We start from the raw sequence: 18678 nt of genomic DNA, 5'->3' as shown, positions 1-18678 counted from the left end.
TAAATTGATGTTTTATTGGAGAATCACTCTTTTATTAGAGTCGTTTTCTGGAGTAGATATGATTACCATATTTAATATTTTCGTCATTAAAAAAATTCCGGTTGATTCAGTTAAGTCATGGTGGCTTTCACTATGGCAGTAAAATTTATCTAGTAAAACCTCCTCAAATGGTTTTGATTTTTCTTAATAAATTTACTAAGCCCTCGCTCGGAGTTTTAAGCAAGACTATTTAGTGGAGTATTTTTAAGGAATAAATATGAATGATTTGGCTACGGAATTACTTTTAGAAAAAATTTTCAAACATTCCGAATCAAATTCAGAAAAAATAGCGTTGAAGTTTTTAGAAGGTAATTATAAAAATAGCCAACAATTAACTTATAAAGAATTAAAGCAAAAAATACTTTACCTCCGCAATAAAATTCAGCAATTCAATATTGATAAATACGGTAAAATTAACCAGCAGAAACCGATTTTACTTCTTTTTGAATCCAGTCTTGAATATATTGTTGCATTCTTATCTGTCTTATACACAGGAAATATTGCCGTAACAGCCTATCCCCCTCGTCAGACCAGGCATTTACAACGCCTACTGAAAATCATTGAAGATTCTAAAGTAGAGATAATCTTAAGTACCAGCAAAGTCCGCTCTTATTGTGAAACCAATGATTTTCAATTTCCTGTGCAAGCAAATCTGGTTTGTATTGATGAACTGGATTCAGAGGATGATAGCGCCCTCATTCCCCACAACAACCAACCAGAAGACATTGCTTTTCTACAGTATACCTCCGGTTCAACAGGTGCACCGAAGGGGGTGATTGTTACTCATCAAAATATCGTTACCAACCTCAACTTATTAATCGAATACATGGGCATTGACTCGGTATCCACTTGCGTTTCCTGGTTACCTATTTTTCATGATATGGGTTTGATAGGCAATACATTATTGCCTTTGTATTCAGGAGGCACATGTGTCTTCATGGCCCCTCTTACCTTCCTTAAGAATCCTTTTTTTTGGCTTCAGAAATTAAGCGAAGAAAAAGGGACCTATACGATGGCACCTAATTTTTCCTACGATTTAGCAGCCCAGGCTTTGGAAAAGAAAGACCTTTCTTCATTCAATTTGGATTTTTCTACGGTTCATCATCTCATTAATGGTGCAGAACCAGTCAAACCTAAAACGATTAGGAGAATAGAAAATCTTTTGTCATCTTATGGCCTGAAGCAGGGAGCAATGAAAGCAGGTTATGGAATGGCTGAAACCACTTTAGTAATTTCCATCCATACTGACTCCTCTCGTTTCTTACCAGTCAGCAAGGACAAACTAAGCAGCGGATTTGGGTTATCTCATCATGATTTAACTGATATGACCGAAGTCGTGCGTTGTGGCCAGGTTTCTGAGCAATATCGTTTAAGAATTGTTGATCCTGACAGTAGACGATTGCTACCCAAACATGCAATCGGCGAGATCTGGCTTCATGGCAATTCAGTCACCGCTGGTTATTATCGTAATACTGAGAAAACGAATGAAATATTCAATGCCTTTACTATTGATACAGAAGAAGGCCCATTTCTCAGGACAGGTGATTTGGGATTTATTGACCCACAGGGCTATTTGGTGGTTTGTGGACGTGTTAAGGATCTGATTATTATCAATGGTCGAAACCTGTTTCCTCAGGATATCGAAGCGGCCTGCTATAACACTCACCCGGAACTGATAAAGGATGGAGCAGCCGCATTTTCAATAGTAGGGGAAGGTTCCGAAGAATGTGTCATTGTGGCGGAAGTGAATCATCGTCTAAAGAAAGATGATTACCAAGACGTGCTATCCAAGATAAAGAAATCCGTTTTTGATGCAAGTGACATTATCCCCTATGACATTCTTCTTATTCCGCCCAAAAAACTGCTCAAGACCAGTAGCGGGAAGGTTCAACGAAGTGCTTGTAAACAGACTTACCTGCATGGAGAATTCGATTATCTTGCAAGATTAAGAGAGCCGGAAAATTTTAATCCAGTCATTCAACACACTGAAGTTTCTCAACATGACGACCAGATTGCCAGCTGGCTAAAATGCTGGATAGCCGAGAATAGCGACGTTTCGTACGACAGTATCGATGAGCATCGAGCCTTCTCCGAGTATGGCTTCAACTCCGTTAAACTGGTTTCCATGATAAGCGGGCTGGAGCAGTTTACAAAACAACCTCTTGAACCTTGGCTTGCCTGGGAATTTCCCAGCATTTATGCCTTAAGCCAAAAACTGGCAAGTCATTTATCAACCCAGGCAACACAAACAATAAGAAACTATGAGCCTATTGCTGTTATTGGTATGGACTGTCGAATCCCAGGAGCCAAGCAAAAAAATCTTGTTGGTATTGAGGAGTTCTGGAATTTTTTACAGCAAGAAGAAGATAGTATTCAACCAATACCCCCCGATCGCTGGGATAATCGCCCCTATTTTGATCCAAATCCTGAAAAAAAAGGCACCATGTATTCTTCATCGGGTAGTTTTTTGACCGATATCAAGCGTTTTGATGCCAAATTTTTTAATATCTCGCCCCGAGAAGCAGAATATCTTGACCCTCAACAGCGTTTAGCTCTCATGGTCACCTGGAATGCCTTAGAGGATGCCGGCATTCCCCTGCAGGAAATTAAAGACAGCAAGACCGGCATCTATCTTGGCATTAGTACCCATGACTATGACACCTTAATTCAAAAGCAAGTACCAATTGAAGAATTAACAACCTATCAGGCAACAGGTACCAGCTTTTCAACTGCCGCAGGCAGAATCGCCTATTTTCTAGGTACCCAGGGTCCTTGCATGGCCATTGATACAGCATGCTCTTCCTCTTTAGTGAGCATTCATCAAGCCAGTCGTGCATTACAAGATGGTGAGTGCAGTTTAGCCATTGCAGGAGGAGTCAATCTCATCCTCTCCCCTGAAGGTAATATTATTTTTTGCAAGAGCGGCATGTTATCACCTAAAAATCGTTGCAGCACCTTTGACATTGAAGCGGATGGCTATGTCAGAGGTGAAGGATGTGGCATCGTAATTCTAAAAAAACTTACTGATGCACTGCGTGACGGAAATAAAGTTTATGCGGTGATTCATGGTAGTGTTGTGAATCAAGATGGTGCCAGTAATGGCTTAACTGCACCTAATTTATCCGCTCAAGCTGATGTAATGAAATCTGCCATTCATCTAGCAGAATTAAAACCTGAGCAAATCACGCATGTAGAAGCACATGGTACAGGTACCGCACTAGGCGATCCCATTGAATGGGAGAGTATCCGCCGTGCCTATGCACTTGAAAGAACAACCCCCCTTTATATTACCTCCTTGAAAACCCGCATCGGCCACCTGGAGGCTGCTGCAGGTGTTGCCAGTTTCATAAAAACCGTATTGGCCATCAAGCAAGGTCAGATTCCCAGCCACTTGCACCTAAAACAATTTAATCCCAACATCAAAAAACAGGACAACATGGTAGTCCCAAACCAACCAGTACAATGGTCTGATAAAGCACGTTATGCCGGGGTTAGTTCCTTTGGGTTTAGTGGTACCAATGCACATCTTATTGTAGGCCAAAGCCCCAGAAAAGAATCGAAAACACATGAAAAAATGACGCGCAGTCACCATCTTTGGGTGATTAGTGCCCGAGATCCTGAAACACTTAACAACTATTTGAAAATTTATCGGCAATTTAGCTATAAGCAATCAGATAGTAACTTTGCAGCAATTTGCCATCAAGCGCTTACAAAGCGAACACACTTCCCATATCGTAGTTTTATCGTAGCAAAAGACGGTAATGAATGGGCAACCGCATTAGACCAGCAAGATTGGCAACAAGGGAAAATCGAAGATCAAAATAAATTAGCCTGGTTATTTACTGGTCAAGGTTGTTTACAGCCTAATTTAGCAGCCGAACTTTATAATACCCTACCGGAATTTGCCTTCATTGTGGAGCAATGCTGCAAAATCACAGAAGGATTACTGGATTATGATTTACGTGAAGTTTTGCTTAACACACCGAAAGAAATCAACATCAATCATACCCTATATGCTCAGCCTGCCCTCTTTGTATATGAATATGCCTTGGCTCGCTGGTTTCTCTCCTTAGGATTGCGCCCCACATTACTGTTAGGGCATAGCCTGGGTGAATATGTGGCCGCCTGCATAGCTGAAATCATGACGTTGGAGGAATGTTTGCGATTAGTTTGTATTCGCGCCAAGCTAATTGCTTCTTTACCTGAAAACGGTGCCATGTTAGCGATCACTTTAGAATCAGAAAAGGTCACTGAACTAATCCGCCCGTTCGACAGTTTAGTGATTGCAGCAAACAATGGCCCACAACAAACCGTCGTTTCAGGCTCCTATGACGCCATCGATGCTTGTCAGAGTTATTGCCAAGAACATGGTTTACATTGTAAGAAACTTGCCACCTCTCATGCCTTTCACTCGCCGTTGATGACCCCCATGATTGATGCCTTTTATCAAGAAGCAATGAAAATCAGCTACAGCGCCCCCAAGATGGCAGTCATATCCAACATTACTGGTGAAGAACTGGGGGCAAAGCAAGTCAATGCCAAATACTGGTGTGAACACCTCATGCATACAGTAGAGTTTCATCAAGGTCTGAAAAAACTGGCTGAGCAAGGCATTGTCATCTGTCAGGAAATTGGTCCAAAACCCGTCTTAATCCCTCAAGCGCAAGCAACACACGATTTTGTCACAATCCCTTCGATTCATAATCCAAATGAACCTTGGCCAACCCTGCTGGAAGCTCTAGGTAATTTTTATTTAAGGGGCTTTTTTATCAAGTGGGAAATTTTTTCAACGCATCAAACAGACACGGAGATATCCCTCCCTAAATATCCTTTTAAGGGCAAAGAATATTGGCTTCCTACAATTGCTGATAATCAACAATCCCCTGATAATACCTGGAAAAAATATTTGTATCGCATCGGCTGGAAGCAGTTAGATTGGCTACCCGTTCAATCCGCTCATCGGAAGGAAATTACAGTTATCACTCATAACCAAAGCAAGTCATTCAACCGCTTACTTGCTTTATTAAAACTTCATTATGACAAGGTCGATGTTCTTCCAATCAATTATGAGAATACCAACAAAATCCCAAGCCAGCTAACAACCGCCAGAAAATGGGTTTATTTATGTGAGGCAAATGAGGATGAATTTCTTCAAGAGGCCAATTTTCTTTATTCCCTCACACAATTTTTGATCAAAAATGCAGTAGAAAAACCCTTTGTATTCCTTAATCATCAAAACCCTAGCGGCAGCGCATTGTTAGCCATGATGAAGTCTATCAAAAAGGAATACCCCCAATGGCCCATACGCTACATTGAGGGTGATTTGTTTGCTGAGGCTTCCCCTGCCTGGGTACATGCACTTGAGGATGCGAAGCTAATTAATTGGGCTTTTCATTATGAATCCAGCCAATTGTTCAGCCAGTATATTCTGCCGCTTGAACCGGATTTGCTGAGCGGTTACCACAAAATTTATCCAGAGAATACTTATCTTGTGACTGGAGCATGTGGTGATATCGGGCAACAGTTAATCGAAGTACTGTTGGACTCTGGTGTAAAACATGTTGTCGCCGTGGGTCGTCAAGCAAAAAATAAGGATTGGTCTTCAACCATACAAGCCTATTTAAACAAGGGAGCCCAAATAGATTATCACCGTTGTGATATCAGCAAGATGGACGAACTTCAGCAGCTGATTCTTACAATTAACCAACATTTTCCCCCTTTGGGGTCTGTCATTCATGCAGCAGGCATTACAATAGACAAACCCTGGATAGAAACCAAACCATCAGAATTCAATGAGGTGATTGCTGCAAAAGCATTAGGTGCCCTAAATTTACATCGCGCAACTGCCAATATTCCACTGAAGGAATTCATTTGCATTTCCTCTATTGCCGGCGTTCTTGGCAATCAAGGACAAGCTGCCTATGCTACAGCCAATGCATTTTTAGATGCATTGAGTGACCTGCGCAAACAAGAAAACAAACCCACTTTGAATCTGATATTAGGCCCTGTCAGAAATATGGGGTTATTCAAGAAAAATGAACAACAGCTTACTGAATACTTAGAATCAATTGGCATTGCACCTATAACCATTAAAGAGGTTAAAAACCTTTTTAAAATGCAAGCAGAGGAAAATAAAATCCTCCTATCCAATTTCCTTGTAGCACCCGTTGGCCCTGTGGAGAATAGAGACATCACGACTATTTCAAATTCAATAAATGATGAAGATAAGTTATCAGACGAGAAAACCTGCTCAGCCGATGATATTTTGACTCTGGTGCAAAAAATATTAAGAATCTCCGCCGAGGAATTATCAATCCATGACAACTGGTTTGAAGTAGGTATGGACTCAATCATGGCCACCCAGCTTGCCCATAAAATTAACCTGCGCTGTAAAGCGAAAGTAGTGAGCTCTAAAGATATATTTAACTATGCTTCAGCAGAAGAGCTCGCAAGAAAAATTCATCATGAGTCGGAGTCGAATAACCACAACTCAACAAACGAAACCATCCCTCAACTTGCAACGAATATTCCCCTCTCCCTGCAACAACAAGAGATTTGGAATTTTATTAAAAAATCGACGAGCGAAACGGCTTATCTAATCCCAATGGTCATTAAAATACAAGGGCCATTGGTCATTGACAAATTTCAACAAGCGATCATTCAAGTAAGTGAGCGTCATGATATCTTTGCTTATAGCTTTCATGAAATTTTAAACCAGGTTAACCAACATATTCATCCTGGATGCAAGGTAGAGCCGGAGTTTAGTGAGTCTATTGACGAGCGAGAAGAGGCACAATTCTTAACAGCTCCCTTTGATCTGGCACATCCCCCGCTTATGCGAAGCAAACTGGTCAAGCTAAACCAAGAAGAATACAAATGGCTGCTCGTTTTTCACCATCTGATTTGCGATGGCCACACAGTCAGTGCGTTTATTCGTGACATTTTCACTATTTATGAAGGGAAGGAATTAGAAAACCAACCGAAACAGTATCGAGAATACGTTGCCTGGCAGTGGGAACATATTCTTTATCGGCTGAGTAGTAGCTTGCAGGACTATTGGATTAACCGATTACAACATGTTCCATTAGATGTCCCCCTGGAAAGCCTAACCCATAAAACGATGGAGGCAGGAGTCATCTCTACAACGCTTCCGTTGACAACGCTTAGACAAACCCTCTCTATTCTTGAGAAAAATAAACTATCGCTCAGTAATTATTTGTTAGCCAATTTATTTCAAACGTTATTTAACGCTTTTAATCGCCAACAGCAGGGTGTTGTAGTCTTCTTTTCTGGACGTGAAGAGGGTGATTTTTCTGCCGTTTATGGCGATACCTCCAATGATGTAATTGTCATTTCAAATAAGGAAGACAATTGGCTGCAACATACCAAAAATCTACAGGAGCAAATTCTCTCCCTTAGTGATAAACAATATTTACGCATGCCTATGTTTAAAGAAAATGGGCTTGACATGCCAACGATTTCTTTTGATTTTCAAAGAAGCTTTGAGCTCAATACGGTGGATACGCCGTTAAAATTAACGACGATGAAAAGCGGTAATGTACAAAATAGCTTATGGGGAGATGAGCCTCGCCTGCTTTCTTTTAAAGTATTATTAACTGCTGATGAGCTTATAATATCCCTAAAATATCGCAGGGATAAAATTAGCGACATTTTAGCCCAAAATCTACTAGACCATTGGCTAGTGCATATGACGTATCAAAACTCAGAAGAAAAGAGGGTGGTGTCAGAAGGCACTGATGATTTGAACAGCCAGGATGCCTCCATCTTACAGCAAAACCTATGGAAATTATTCAAGAATCACCCTACTGGCATGCCCTATTATATCCCCATCCTGAAAACCGTCCCAGCTAATCTCAATGTAGAACAATTAAATAAAGCCATCAATGTCTGCATCAGGAAAATTCCTGCACTACGCACTTGTTTTATTGAACAGGGTAAGACACTTAAGCTCGTTCTTGGAAAACCAGCAACATTCTCCTTGCAAAGGATTAATACTTCCAATTTATACAACACAATAGGGGAATTATTTTTAGAATCGATCAGTATCCAGGAGGCTCCCTTATTGAAAGGGTATTTAATATATCAAGAAGAAGAAAATCCTATTCTCTTTATAAAAATTCATCATTTGATCTGCGATGGCATTTCTGCAGAATTACTTTTCCACGAGATTGAAAGTCATTATTTAAACAATAAGCTAACCCCATACGAGCAAAAGCAGGATGACGATTATTTAAGGATTTATTCTCTAAGCCATGCCAACTATCAAACACAGATGGAAAATTACCAAAACTACTTATCAGGATTACATTTCACTCATTCAGAAAATCATTTGATTAAACAGCAAGAACAGTATTTCGGTGGATTGATTTATAAAAAACTGACTGCTGAGCATTCGAAAAAAATTACCACTTTCTGTCAACAGCAAAAAATTTCACCCTATGCACTTTATCTACATTTATTTTGTAAGATCTTATCCGATGTTCTTAACAAGGATAAAATTTATATCAGCGTGGTAAAATCAAACCGAGCCCAGCTCAATTACCCGGACATGATCGGTTATTATGCTGACAATATTCCCTTACTTGTTTCTATTAATCCTGAAATTGACTTCATCAGACAGTTACAAGCAATCCAAACCCAGATTCTTGACGTAATACAACGCTTTCAAAATCCTCTCTTTGATGAGGATCTTAAAAAAATTAATTACCTGCAACCAGAATTCATTTTTAACCAATATTCACTTGGCAAAGAAAGTAAACTGTTTCGCTCCGCAGACTACATTTTAGAAAATCTTCTAAAGAAAGAAAATCAAGTAGCACTGTGGAATTATTCTTGTCCAGAGCGAATTAACTTTATTGTGCGAAGCAGTCCGCAGGGGGATGCACTGGGCCTAATTTATAATCAGGGGCTAATCAGTCCCAATGAAATAAACTCTATTTTACAACAAATTATTAAGGAGCTTTGTCAAAGTCTAAGCATTTAAGTGGAGCGTTCAGGTTGATTAATCATAAGATTAGGCATGCCCTAAGTTAATCTTTTATAATAAGAATAAGTCGCATAATTTAAAAGTTCTGTATCGCCTCCACTGTCCCCATAAGCATACACAACGTCAGGTGCTCCAATCAACTCCTGAACACGCCTTAATTTTTCTTTACCATTGCAACTTTTCCCATCCAATCGACCAGTAGCCCGCCCTTGCTGATTAAATTCAATTTTCGTGGATACAAACCCATCAAATCCATTTTGCTCTGCCCAGTAATCCACATAGAGATTATAAGCAGAAGTTGCCAAAATACAGGTATGGCCTTGTTTTTTGTGCCACTCCACACGTAATTTCGCTTCATCTTTTATTAAGTCAGGGAGTATTTGATTTGCAAAATCCTGACCGTTTTCATAAAGAAAATCACGTGGTAAATCTTTAAAAAAAGTACTGGCAATCGCCGCATTTAGTTGATCAATCGTTACTAATTGCAAGTGATAAGCAATGACTATTGGTATTTTTCTTATTAACTTAAAGCCCAAATAACGACCCGATATAAACTTCAAAAAAGGAAGCGTGGTGCTTTTAGAGGTAATTGTGCCATCAAAATCAAACACAGCCACTATTTCAGGTTTTTCTTTCTGTCTATCCATTATAGTTACCAAAGTTTAGGGGCGACTAAAACGGCGGTTTTTCCTTGAAAGTGGCAGCCTGGATGGAACGCCAGCAAAATCCGGGCTACCATTGATAACCGCCAACCGTAATTTTAATTACACCCCTAGGTTCTGTGCACTTATCGCTAGCTTGAGTCAAAAAGCCTTGATTGGCGAGCACCGAAGCGGAGCATACATATAAGTATGTAAGCATCGGAGCGCAGAAAATCAAGGCTTTTTGGCCAAGATAGTAGATAAGTGCGCAGAACCTAAAGTTTACAGGATTTGCGATTACTATTAATCTTAGCTAATTTTAATCGTTTTAGAATCTCAACCTATTCCTTGTCTCCTCAAGGATACCGTCATTTGATTTGGGTACATTATGAAAGAAATTGTATTAGCTACTGCCAATGCAGGGAAAATTGCCGAGTTAACAGCAATCCTTTCCCCTTCACGCTGCATACCACAGGCAACCTTTAACATAGATTCTCCTGAAGAAACAGGCTTGAGCTTTATTGAAAATGCCATCATTAAAGCCAGGCACGCCAGCCAGATAAGCAATAAAGCCTCCCTGGCTGATGATTCGGGGTTGGTGGTAGAGGCACTTCAGGGTGAACCTGGTATTTATTCTGCACGTTATGCCGGACCGCAAGCAACCGACGAAGAAAATATTAAATTATTACTGGGAAAACTTGTCAACGTACCAGAAGAGCAACGCCAGGCTTATTTTTACTGCGCCATTGCCTTAGTGCAGTATACTAACGATCCAACGCCAATCATTGCAACCGGTAAATTTAGCGGTAGAATAGCCACCAGCAAGCATGGCGATAACGGGTTTGGTTATGATCCTATTTTCTTTATAGACTCCTTGCAATGCACAGCAGCCCAATTACCTGCTAAGATTAAAAATAAGATTAGTCACCGGGCACAAGCATTGAACCAATTACGCAGGCAATTGCAATTCTCCAGTGATTAAGCCTTAACGCTATAACCAAAGCGATGTATAAGAAAATTCTTGTTTTTAACGTTAACCTTGATGAAATTCCATGATTAACATAACAATTCAACCATTTAACCAGCTAGACAATACCACCTTATACGCCCTTCTGGCCTTGCGTAGTGAAGTTTTCATTGTCGAACAACAATGTGTTTTTCAGGATTTGGATTATAAGGACCAGCAAGCAGAGCATCTGCTTGTTCATGAGGATAATAAGCTAGTCGCTTATGCCCGTATTTTGCCTTATGATACTCAAGCCATGAGCTTTGGCCGGCTGGCTACAGCACCATCCCACCGTAACCGTGGGCTGGGAAAGCAAATCATGGCCCATTTATTAAGTCATCTGCAAACCCATTATCCTCAACAGGTTATTTGCATTACTGCTCAAACTTATTTGCAAGATTTTTATCGCAGTTATGGTTTTACAATAAAAGGGGAACCCTTTGAGCTGGATGGTATTCCCCATATCTTGATGACAAAGACGCCATGAACCCAAAGTCAGATTTATTTACCAAAGCCTATTCGCTACAGCAACAAAATCAACTCCCACAAGCCATCAAGCTCTATGAGACATTATTAGCTCAGGAGCCCAACCATAGCCAGGCATTACATTTTCTTGGTCTTGCGCAGGCGCAACAGGGCAACCTGGATAAAGCGATTTGTCTATTGCAGAAAGCATTAAACCTAAAACCCAATGATGAAAGTTTACATAATAATCTTGCCAATGCTTTTAAGAAAAATCACCAGATTGATAAAGCGATCGAACATTATCAACGAGCGATAGAGCTTTCTCCAGAGTACGCACAAGCTCACCATAATTTAGCAGTCGTTTATGCTTTTCAAGATGATTATAATAAAGCCTTAGGCCATTATCGGGCAGCGGTTCATGCAGCACCCGATTTCGCAGCCGCCCATTTTAATCTGGGATTGTTATTATTAAAACACCAAAACCTGGCTGCTGCCAAAACGCAATTTAAAAACGTGGTGACCCTGTGCCCTAATCATCTGGATGCTAACTTCTATATTGGCGTCTTAAGTCTGGAGGAGAATGCACTGGAAGAGGCAAAGCAGGCTTTTGAACAAGTATTGCAAGAAAACAGTGAACATGTGGAAGCATTGACCAACCTGGGTGTTATCGCCTTAAAGCGTCAACAAGGACAAATTGCCATTGATTATTTTACCCGGGCATTAGCTTTTGATAATAATCATCTGGAGGCTCGCAACAATCTGGCCGCGACCTTTATGCATCATGACCGCTTTGAAAATGCCTTAATGCATTATGATGTTCTCTTAAAACAAGATCCGCATAACATTGAATACCTCTATAATTCAGGTGTTGCACAAATGGCGTTAGGCCATTTAAGTGAAGCAATTATTCATTTTGAAGACATATTAAAACAAAACAGTAAACATTTTGCGGCCTTGAATAATTTAGCAGCAATTTATATCCGCCTTGAGGATAAAGAGCAGGCTCGGCAACTACTTGAACGTTCAGTTGCAGCAAATCCGAAAGATAAAGCCAGCCAGCATATGTTGCACGCATTAAGTAAGGATGAATTAAATCCCAAAGCTTGTCCGGAATATGCCAGCAATCTATTTAATAATTATGCATTATATTATGACCGACATATGACTGAGCTGTTAGAATATACCCTACCGCAACAAATTGGCCAAAAGCTTCATCAATTGGCTATTCATGAGGTGGGGCATGCACTGGATTTAGGCTGCGGTACTGGCCTATCTGGCGTGGTGTTACGAGAAATAAGCCAGCAACTGACTGGTGTCGATATTTCAGCAAAAATGCTGGCTCAGGCCAAAACAAAAGGAATTTACGATCACTTAATCGAATCGGAATTACTTCACTTCCTAAAGAAGGGGAAAAAAGGCTACGGACTTATTTTAGCAGCCGACGTTCTTCCTTATTTTGGAGAGCTTGACAGTTTATTTACTCAAATTACCCAAAATCTGACCCCAAATGGCTATTTTATTTTCACAACAGAAATCAGTCATGATAAGTCCTGGCAGTTACAATCAACGGCACGCTTTAGCCATCAACCTGATTATATAAGGACTCTATGCAGAAAACATGAATTGAAGCTGATTGCTCAGGAGAAGGTTATTGCAAGACAGCAAAACCGACAGGCTTTAGCCGAAATGTTATTTGTGGTTCAAAAATAATAGTCACTCTCTCGCAAGGTCACTGCCATTAAGTTTAGGACTTTTACTGCCTCGAATTACCGTGGCTTGACCACGGTACCCATGCGCTTTACTAAAAAAAAGTCGTCAGATTTTTATCGATGTTTAATAATTGCAATTTAAATAAGGCTTGAATTTGCTCAAGACTCGCTTTGTCTTTCGCTTCAAACCGAGCAACCAAACAAGGTGTCGTATTCGATGCCCGCAAAAGCCCCCAACCATAAGGAAATTCAACCCTTAAGCCATCAATGGTTATAACCTGGGCATCAGGAAATTTAGCCTCTGCACTGAAACGCTGCATGAAAGCAAACTTATCTTCTTCAGCAATAGGGATTTTGATTTCAGGTGTATTGATACTATTAGGAATCGCATCAAATTGTTCGCTTACTGACAAGACATCATGGCTAACAATTTCCAGCAAGCGGCATGCACTGTAAAGCGCATCATCAAATCCATACCAACGATCCTTGAAAAAAAGATGACCACTCATTTCCCCGGCAAGGATTGCCTGTTCATTCTTCATCACCGCTTTAACAATGGAATGCCCTGTAGGACACATCCTGGCTACCCCACCGGACGCCTCAATGACTTGAGTCAGATGACTTGAGCATTTCACATCATAAACAATGGTTGCTCCTTTGTTAGTCTTTAGCAGGTTGCGAGCATAAAGCATCAATAAACGATCAGGCCAAATCATCTCTCCTTTGTCGGTTATGACCCCTAGTCTGTCTGCATCCCCATCAAAAGCAATCCCTAGATCAGCTCGATGCTGAAGGACGGCTTCCCTTAAATCAACCAGGTTGGCTTCAACAGTAGGGTCAGGATGATGATTCGGAAAACGGCCATCCACTTCACAATAAAGAGGAATCACCTCACAACCAAGTGCTGCAATTACCTTAGGAATCACTGGCCCGGCAATTCCATTACCACAATCAACAACCACCTTTAAAGGGCGCTGAAGGTTGATCTCACCCACAATACGATTAACATAATCTTCTACAATATTGGAGTCAAAGGCTGCTCCTTGCCCGTAATGGCGAGTCCCTGCGCTAACCAACTGATATAATTCATCGATGTCGGCTTGTACCAACGTCTTTCCTGCCAGAACTATTTTAATCCCATTATAATCAGCAGGATTATGGCTTCCCGTTACCATGAGACCGCTATCAATCTCCTGCGTATCGGCAGCATAATACATCACTGGCGTTGCCACCGCACCTAAATCAATAACGGTGATACCACTATCTAGCAAACCTTGTTTCAATGCATTGGCTAAATCTTGACTACTTAGACGTCCATCACGAGCGATAAAAATCTTGCTACGATTTAATTTATTGAGTTGACAACTAATAGCCAAACCGATGGTATAAAATGCATCTTCATCCAATTGACTGCCAATAATGCCGCGAATGTCATAGGCTCTAAAAACACAGCGTTCAATCTGTACTTGTCTGTACATCATCCTCTCCCGGAACTGCCAAAGCCCCCATGACCACGGCTGCTTTCTTCAAAGGAGTCCACTATTTCAAACATCGTCCTGACAACAGGCAAAAAAACCAGCTGCGCAATGCGATCGCCTGGATTGATAGTGAAGTGCTCCTGATTACGATTCCAGCATGAAATTTTTAGTTCGCCCTGATAGTCAGAATCAATTAAACCGACCAGATTACCCAGCACAATCCCATGTTTATGGCCAAGACCTGAGCGTGGCAAAATAACGGCTGCCAAATCAGGATTAGCAATATGGATGGCCAATCCTGTGGGTAACAAGACTGTCTCCTGAGGTGCGACCTGTAATGGCGCGTCGATACAAACACGCAAGTCAAGTCCTGCAGAACCAGCCGTTGCATAGCTGGGCAAATCAATGGATTGGCCTACTCGTGGATCTAAAATTTTTAACTGAATCGCTTGGTTCATAGCCCCTCTCTAAATCAATAAGGTTATTGACGATGGGCGCCATTTTGAATAGTTGTAGCAAGAATTGCAATAATTTGTCCTGCAAGTCTCACTTTATGGGTTAAAGGAAGCTCGTATTGCTTGTCTTTTGTTAATATCGAAACCTGATTAAAGTCCGAGTTAAAACCCACATTGTCTCCCACTTGATTGGCGATGATCATATCCAGTTTCTTCTTCTCCAATTTTTCTCTTGCATGTTTGATAAGATCATTGGTTTCCGCAGCAAAGCCAACGACAAAAGAGGCTTTTCCACTGGTTGCAACACTGGCCAATATATCAGGATTAGGACATAATTTCAGTATTAATGCCTCATCCCTCTTCTTTTTAATCTTCTCAAGTGCAGGTGATTCAATACCATAATCAGCCACCGCTGCAGTGGAGATAAAAATCATCTCTTGGTGCAAATTGGCCATGACGGCCTCATACATGGCCTTTGCAGATTCGACATACTGCACATTTATGCCCACAGGGGGATCTAATGCAGTAGGACCACTAATCAAAGTCACTTGAGCACCCGCCATATGCGCCGCTTCGGCCAAAGCATAGCCCATTTTTCCAGAACTATGATTACTAATATAACGGACAGGATCAATAGCTTCACGGGTTGGCCCTGCCGTAATCAGGAGTTTGTATCCATCAAGCAACTGATTCACTTCTTGAAGTCTTAGAGCATTCAGGATATTGCCAACCTCACTCATCCGGCCAAATCCCTGTTCCCCGCAAGCTTGCTCACCCTCTTCAGGCCCAACCAATACTACCCCCTGTTTTTTTAATTGCCGGCAATTGGTCTGAGTAGCAGGATGCTGCCACATCGCCCGATTCATTGCCGGACAAACAATCACAGGAATCTCTGCTGCCAGATAAAGTGTCGATAACAAATCATCTGCAAATCCATTTGCCATTTTAGCAAGCATATTAGCTGAAGCTGGGGCGATTAATAAGTAATCAGCCCATCGAGCAAGCTCAATATGCCCCATGGCCCGCTCTGCCTGTTCATCAAACAATTCGAGACGGACATCATGAGCACTTAAGGCTTGCAAGGTTAGAGGGGAAATGAATCGCTGAGCTGAAGCTGTCATCACCACACGAACCTGTGCTCCCAAGCGGGTTAATTCACGAACAAGGTAAGGCGATTTATAAGCCGCGATCCCCCCGCAGACGCCCAAAAGAATTTTTTTATTGACAAAATCTTGCATGACTTTTCATTTTTCATAAAATATTTGTCGATCAAACCACAATCCTCGCAATAAAGGAATAACAATGATAAATTTGCAACCAGCACAGCCGTTGCGCGTGCGGGAAAAGTTATTATCTCAAGGAGCCCAAAGCCTTTCTGATGCCGAATTATTGGCCGTTTTTATCAGCTCGGGCAATCGCAAAAAATCCTGTATGCAATTGGCATTTGATTTAATCAGGCATCTAGGTGATTTACGCGCGATAGTTAACGCCGACCCTCAAACCTTTAAACAGGTACCTGGCCTTGGAATAGTGCGCTATGTTCAGCTGCAAGCCATGTTGGAAATTTATCGCCGAAGCGATTTTATCAGCTTACAAAAGACCATCCAATTGACTAACTCTCAGCAAACGCATGCCTACCTTAAACGGCAATTACGCGATAAAAAAAATGAAACCTTTGTTGCTCTGTTTCTGGATAACCAACATCGGGTGCTGGCTTATGAAGAACTTTTTACAGGCACAATTAATGCTGCAACCGTTCATCCGCGACCTATTATTGAACGCATACTTAAGCTGAATGCTGCAGCATTAATCCTCGCTCATAATCACCCATCAGGCGTAGCGGATGCAAGCCAGCAGGATATTGCTGTAACTGAACGCCTAAGGGAGGCTCTTGAACTGGTTGACGTGCGTTTACTGGATCATTTAATTATCGGGGATAACGAAGTCTATTCGATACTCAGTGAGAGTAAATGGATTTGTAATTGAAAGCGCAGGATACCTTGAAGACAACCCCAATTTAATAATTGAGCTTGATCAGAAAAAGTATTTTGTTGTATTTTGATTATCTATCTACTGGTTGTAGTTATCTATTTATCACAAGGATTTGGTGTGAATGATACTTGCTGGAACCTTAACTTGCCAGTTTCTTCAATAAACTTCGTCCATGGCAACGTTACCATAACAGATGAGCAAACTCAGATTTTTAATTTCCGGATTTTGATATTCACGGCTATTGGTTTATCAGCCTTCGAACAATAACCTTGGCGCGATAGAAGTACAGGCTAATTTGTAGAATCCACATGATGTTGATTAAGTATCATAATAACCCCCCGAAGGTATTCCTTGGGGCTTAGACAGGAGTCGAGGTGAATTATGCCACAACCTAAACAACAAATCTCCGATAAAACCACCTTTATTATCGTCGGCGCAGGTCCTGCAGGATTGTTCAGTGCACGGGCACTTAATAAACTGGGCGTGCCTGGTAAAAATATTAAGATTCTGGAGAAAGAATCCTGGGCAGGGGGTAAATGCCATACTTATGTTGATCCTGAAAATGAAAGCCTGGTCACAGAATTTGGCGCAGCATTGGTAGCCACTAACTATGGAGTAGTTCTTGATGCCATCCATGAGAAAAAAATCAAGTATGAAGAGGTTCTGCCTACCAAACCGGATTCTATGGACTTCATGAAACAATTTCATCAAGAAAATACCCTGGGTAAAATAAAATTTTCAGCTGAATTCCTAAAAGAACTGGTTGTTTATGAAACCTTTATTCGTGAATATGAACACGCACGGGACCATCAACTCCCGCTTCCCAAAGACTATCTCCTGCCCTTTGCCGAATTTGCCCAACGCAAAGGCTTAATGGAGTTAAACGACCTGTTGCGCCCATTGGTCACCGGGTTTGGTTACGGCGCAATGCAAGTTTGCCCCACTTATGCAGTGCTTGAGTACATGGGGCATACGACTGTTCCTGGTATGGGATTAATTCCCGGTTTACTCAATCAGGGACCCTTCTATGCCATAAAGGGGGGCTTTCAACGTCTAATGGAGGCCATTGCCGAAGACTATGGGGTACTGACCGAGGTCAATATTCATTCTATTGATCGCAGCAACGGCGTTGAAGTATCCTTTTCCCAGCATGGTAAAGAACAGCAACTTAAAGCCGACTATTTAATCCTGGCGTTATCCCCCCTGCACTGGCCAAAGTTAGGGTTAAAACTGAGTGAAACTGAAAAATTATGTACAGGACAGTTAACCCACTACCGTTACCCGGTTGCAGTATGCAAATTAAAAGGCTACCCTGCACATCAAGAATTTTTTGAACCCGCCCTGCAGCCTGAAGGCTTTGGAAAATTAGCGCTCATTACCACCCGCGATAACCGCAGCAATCCTGAAGACGGACGGCTATGTACCAGTTATGTCAACCTTCCGCAAGGGAATAATAGCTACAACCTTTCTCCAGGCACTTGCGAATATGAAGCGCTGAAAAGCGAGTTAGAGAGCCTGCCTGCAGTGACTGAAGTCAAACTTTTTGAAACCAAGATTTGGGAAGATTATATGTCCATGCTTCCCTGGGATTTAAGATGCCACTTGCAATCACAACAGTTTTCGGACAGTACCCGCACAGGTTATACCAACTCCTGTCTCTCTTTTGAAGATGTTGCCTGTGTTGCAAACGAGGCCACCAGGTTAATAGCAAACTCTTTCTCACTGCAACCGGTAAAAATTTTTGATAACTCCCTGTGGACAGAATCATATCGCATCTATGGCCTGTTGAAAGCTCCAAAAATCAAACCAGTCAGTACCAGTAAGGAAGAGCAGAAGCCAGAACAAATACTCCATTGAACTAAATCACAAAACCAAAGGATATAGGA

10 protein-coding genes are annotated in these 18678 nt (G+C 41.4%); 6 read left to right on the top strand and 4 right to left on the bottom strand.

What is annotated here, in order from left to right:
• The first annotated feature begins 256 nt into the window (after window positions 1-256).
• Complete coding sequence (locus E1O65_RS04745; RefSeq protein WP_242601537.1) at window positions 257-9043, top strand: type I polyketide synthase; 8787 nt, start codon at window positions 257-259, stop codon at window positions 9041-9043.
• Window positions 9044-9084: 41 nt separating this feature from the next.
• Here the strand turns inward: E1O65_RS04745 and E1O65_RS04740 are convergent, their stop codons facing one another.
• Window positions 9085-9693, bottom strand: coding sequence for an HAD-IB family hydrolase (locus E1O65_RS04740; RefSeq protein WP_133132449.1), 609 nt, complete (start codon window positions 9691-9693; stop codon window positions 9085-9087).
• Between the two features lie 382 nt (window positions 9694-10075).
• Between E1O65_RS04740 and rdgB the strand changes: the two genes are divergently transcribed.
• The 3 genes from rdgB (at window position 10076) to E1O65_RS04725 (ending at window position 12868) form a co-directional block, all read left to right on the top strand.
• A complete protein-coding gene (rdgB, locus tag E1O65_RS04735; protein WP_133132448.1) occupies window positions 10076-10669 on the top strand; it encodes an RdgB/HAM1 family non-canonical purine NTP pyrophosphatase in 594 nt (197 codons plus the stop codon).
• 70 nt (window positions 10670-10739) lie between these two features.
• The gene (locus E1O65_RS04730) at window positions 10740-11180 is read left to right on the top strand and encodes a GNAT family N-acetyltransferase (RefSeq protein WP_133132447.1); all 441 of its coding nucleotides are present in this window, start codon (window positions 10740-10742) and stop codon (window positions 11178-11180) included.
• Window positions 11177-12868, top strand: coding sequence for a tetratricopeptide repeat protein (locus tag E1O65_RS04725; RefSeq protein WP_133132446.1), 1692 nt, complete (start codon window positions 11177-11179; stop codon window positions 12866-12868). Before E1O65_RS04730 ends, E1O65_RS04725 begins: the two co-directional genes overlap by 4 nt.
• A 91-nt stretch (window positions 12869-12959) precedes the next feature.
• Here the strand turns inward: E1O65_RS04725 and E1O65_RS04720 are convergent, their stop codons facing one another.
• The 3 genes from E1O65_RS04720 to coaBC are packed head-to-tail and all read right to left on the bottom strand — an operon-like array spanning window position 12960 to window position 16038.
• The gene (locus E1O65_RS04720; protein WP_133132445.1) at window positions 12960-14348 is read right to left on the bottom strand and encodes a phosphomannomutase/phosphoglucomutase; all 1389 of its coding nucleotides are present in this window, start codon (window positions 14346-14348) and stop codon (window positions 12960-12962) included.
• Window positions 14345-14803, bottom strand: coding sequence for a dUTP diphosphatase (dut, locus tag E1O65_RS04715; RefSeq protein WP_133132444.1), 459 nt, complete (start codon window positions 14801-14803; stop codon window positions 14345-14347). Before dut ends, E1O65_RS04720 begins: the two co-directional genes overlap by 4 nt.
• Window positions 14804-14826: 23 nt before the next feature.
• Entirely contained in the window at window positions 14827-16038 is a 1212-nt protein-coding gene (coaBC, locus tag E1O65_RS04710) for a bifunctional phosphopantothenoylcysteine decarboxylase/phosphopantothenate--cysteine ligase CoaBC (RefSeq protein ID WP_133132443.1), read from the bottom strand.
• Window positions 16039-16102: 64 nt separating this feature from the next.
• Here coaBC and radC point away from each other — a divergent pair, with 64 nt between their 5' ends.
• Both radC and E1O65_RS04700 read left to right on the top strand, forming a co-directional pair.
• The gene (radC, locus tag E1O65_RS04705) at window positions 16103-16786 is read left to right on the top strand and encodes a DNA repair protein RadC (protein ID WP_133132442.1); all 684 of its coding nucleotides are present in this window, start codon (window positions 16103-16105) and stop codon (window positions 16784-16786) included.
• Between the two features lie 387 nt (window positions 16787-17173).
• Window positions 17174-18649: an FAD-dependent oxidoreductase gene (locus E1O65_RS04700; RefSeq protein WP_133132441.1), complete on the top strand. Its 1476-nt coding sequence runs from the start codon at window positions 17174-17176 to the stop codon at window positions 18647-18649.
• The last annotated feature ends 29 nt before the right edge of the window (window positions 18650-18678 follow it).

The organism is Legionella sp. W10-070, from assembly GCF_900640175.1.
GTDB lineage: Bacteria > Pseudomonadota > Gammaproteobacteria > Legionellales > Legionellaceae > Tatlockia.
Note: the sequence above shows the minus strand (reverse complement) of the source record. Positions and strands in the feature narration are given on the sequence as shown.

What these genes read in the sequence shown, in the direction of transcription:
- E1O65_RS04745 (WP_242601537.1), top strand. Translation starts at nt 257, where the DNA reads ATGAATGATTTGGCTACGGAATTACTTTTAGAAAAAATTTTCAAACAT.
- E1O65_RS04740 (WP_133132449.1), bottom strand. Translation starts at nt 9,693, where the DNA reads ATGGATAGACAGAAAGAAAAACCTGAAATAGTGGCTGTGTTTGATTTT.
- rdgB (WP_133132448.1), top strand. Translation starts at nt 10,076, where the DNA reads ATGAAAGAAATTGTATTAGCTACTGCCAATGCAGGGAAAATTGCCGAG.
- E1O65_RS04730 (WP_133132447.1), top strand. Translation starts at nt 10,740, where the DNA reads ATGATTAACATAACAATTCAACCATTTAACCAGCTAGACAATACCACC.
- E1O65_RS04725 (WP_133132446.1), top strand. Translation starts at nt 11,177, where the DNA reads ATGAACCCAAAGTCAGATTTATTTACCAAAGCCTATTCGCTACAGCAA.
- E1O65_RS04720 (WP_133132445.1), bottom strand. Translation starts at nt 14,348, where the DNA reads ATGATGTACAGACAAGTACAGATTGAACGCTGTGTTTTTAGAGCCTAT.
- dut (WP_133132444.1), bottom strand. Translation starts at nt 14,803, where the DNA reads ATGAACCAAGCGATTCAGTTAAAAATTTTAGATCCACGAGTAGGCCAA.
- coaBC (WP_133132443.1), bottom strand. Translation starts at nt 16,038, where the DNA reads ATGCAAGATTTTGTCAATAAAAAAATTCTTTTGGGCGTCTGCGGGGGG.
- radC (WP_133132442.1), top strand. Translation starts at nt 16,103, where the DNA reads ATGATAAATTTGCAACCAGCACAGCCGTTGCGCGTGCGGGAAAAGTTA.
- E1O65_RS04700 (WP_133132441.1), top strand. Translation starts at nt 17,174, where the DNA reads ATGCCACAACCTAAACAACAAATCTCCGATAAAACCACCTTTATTATC.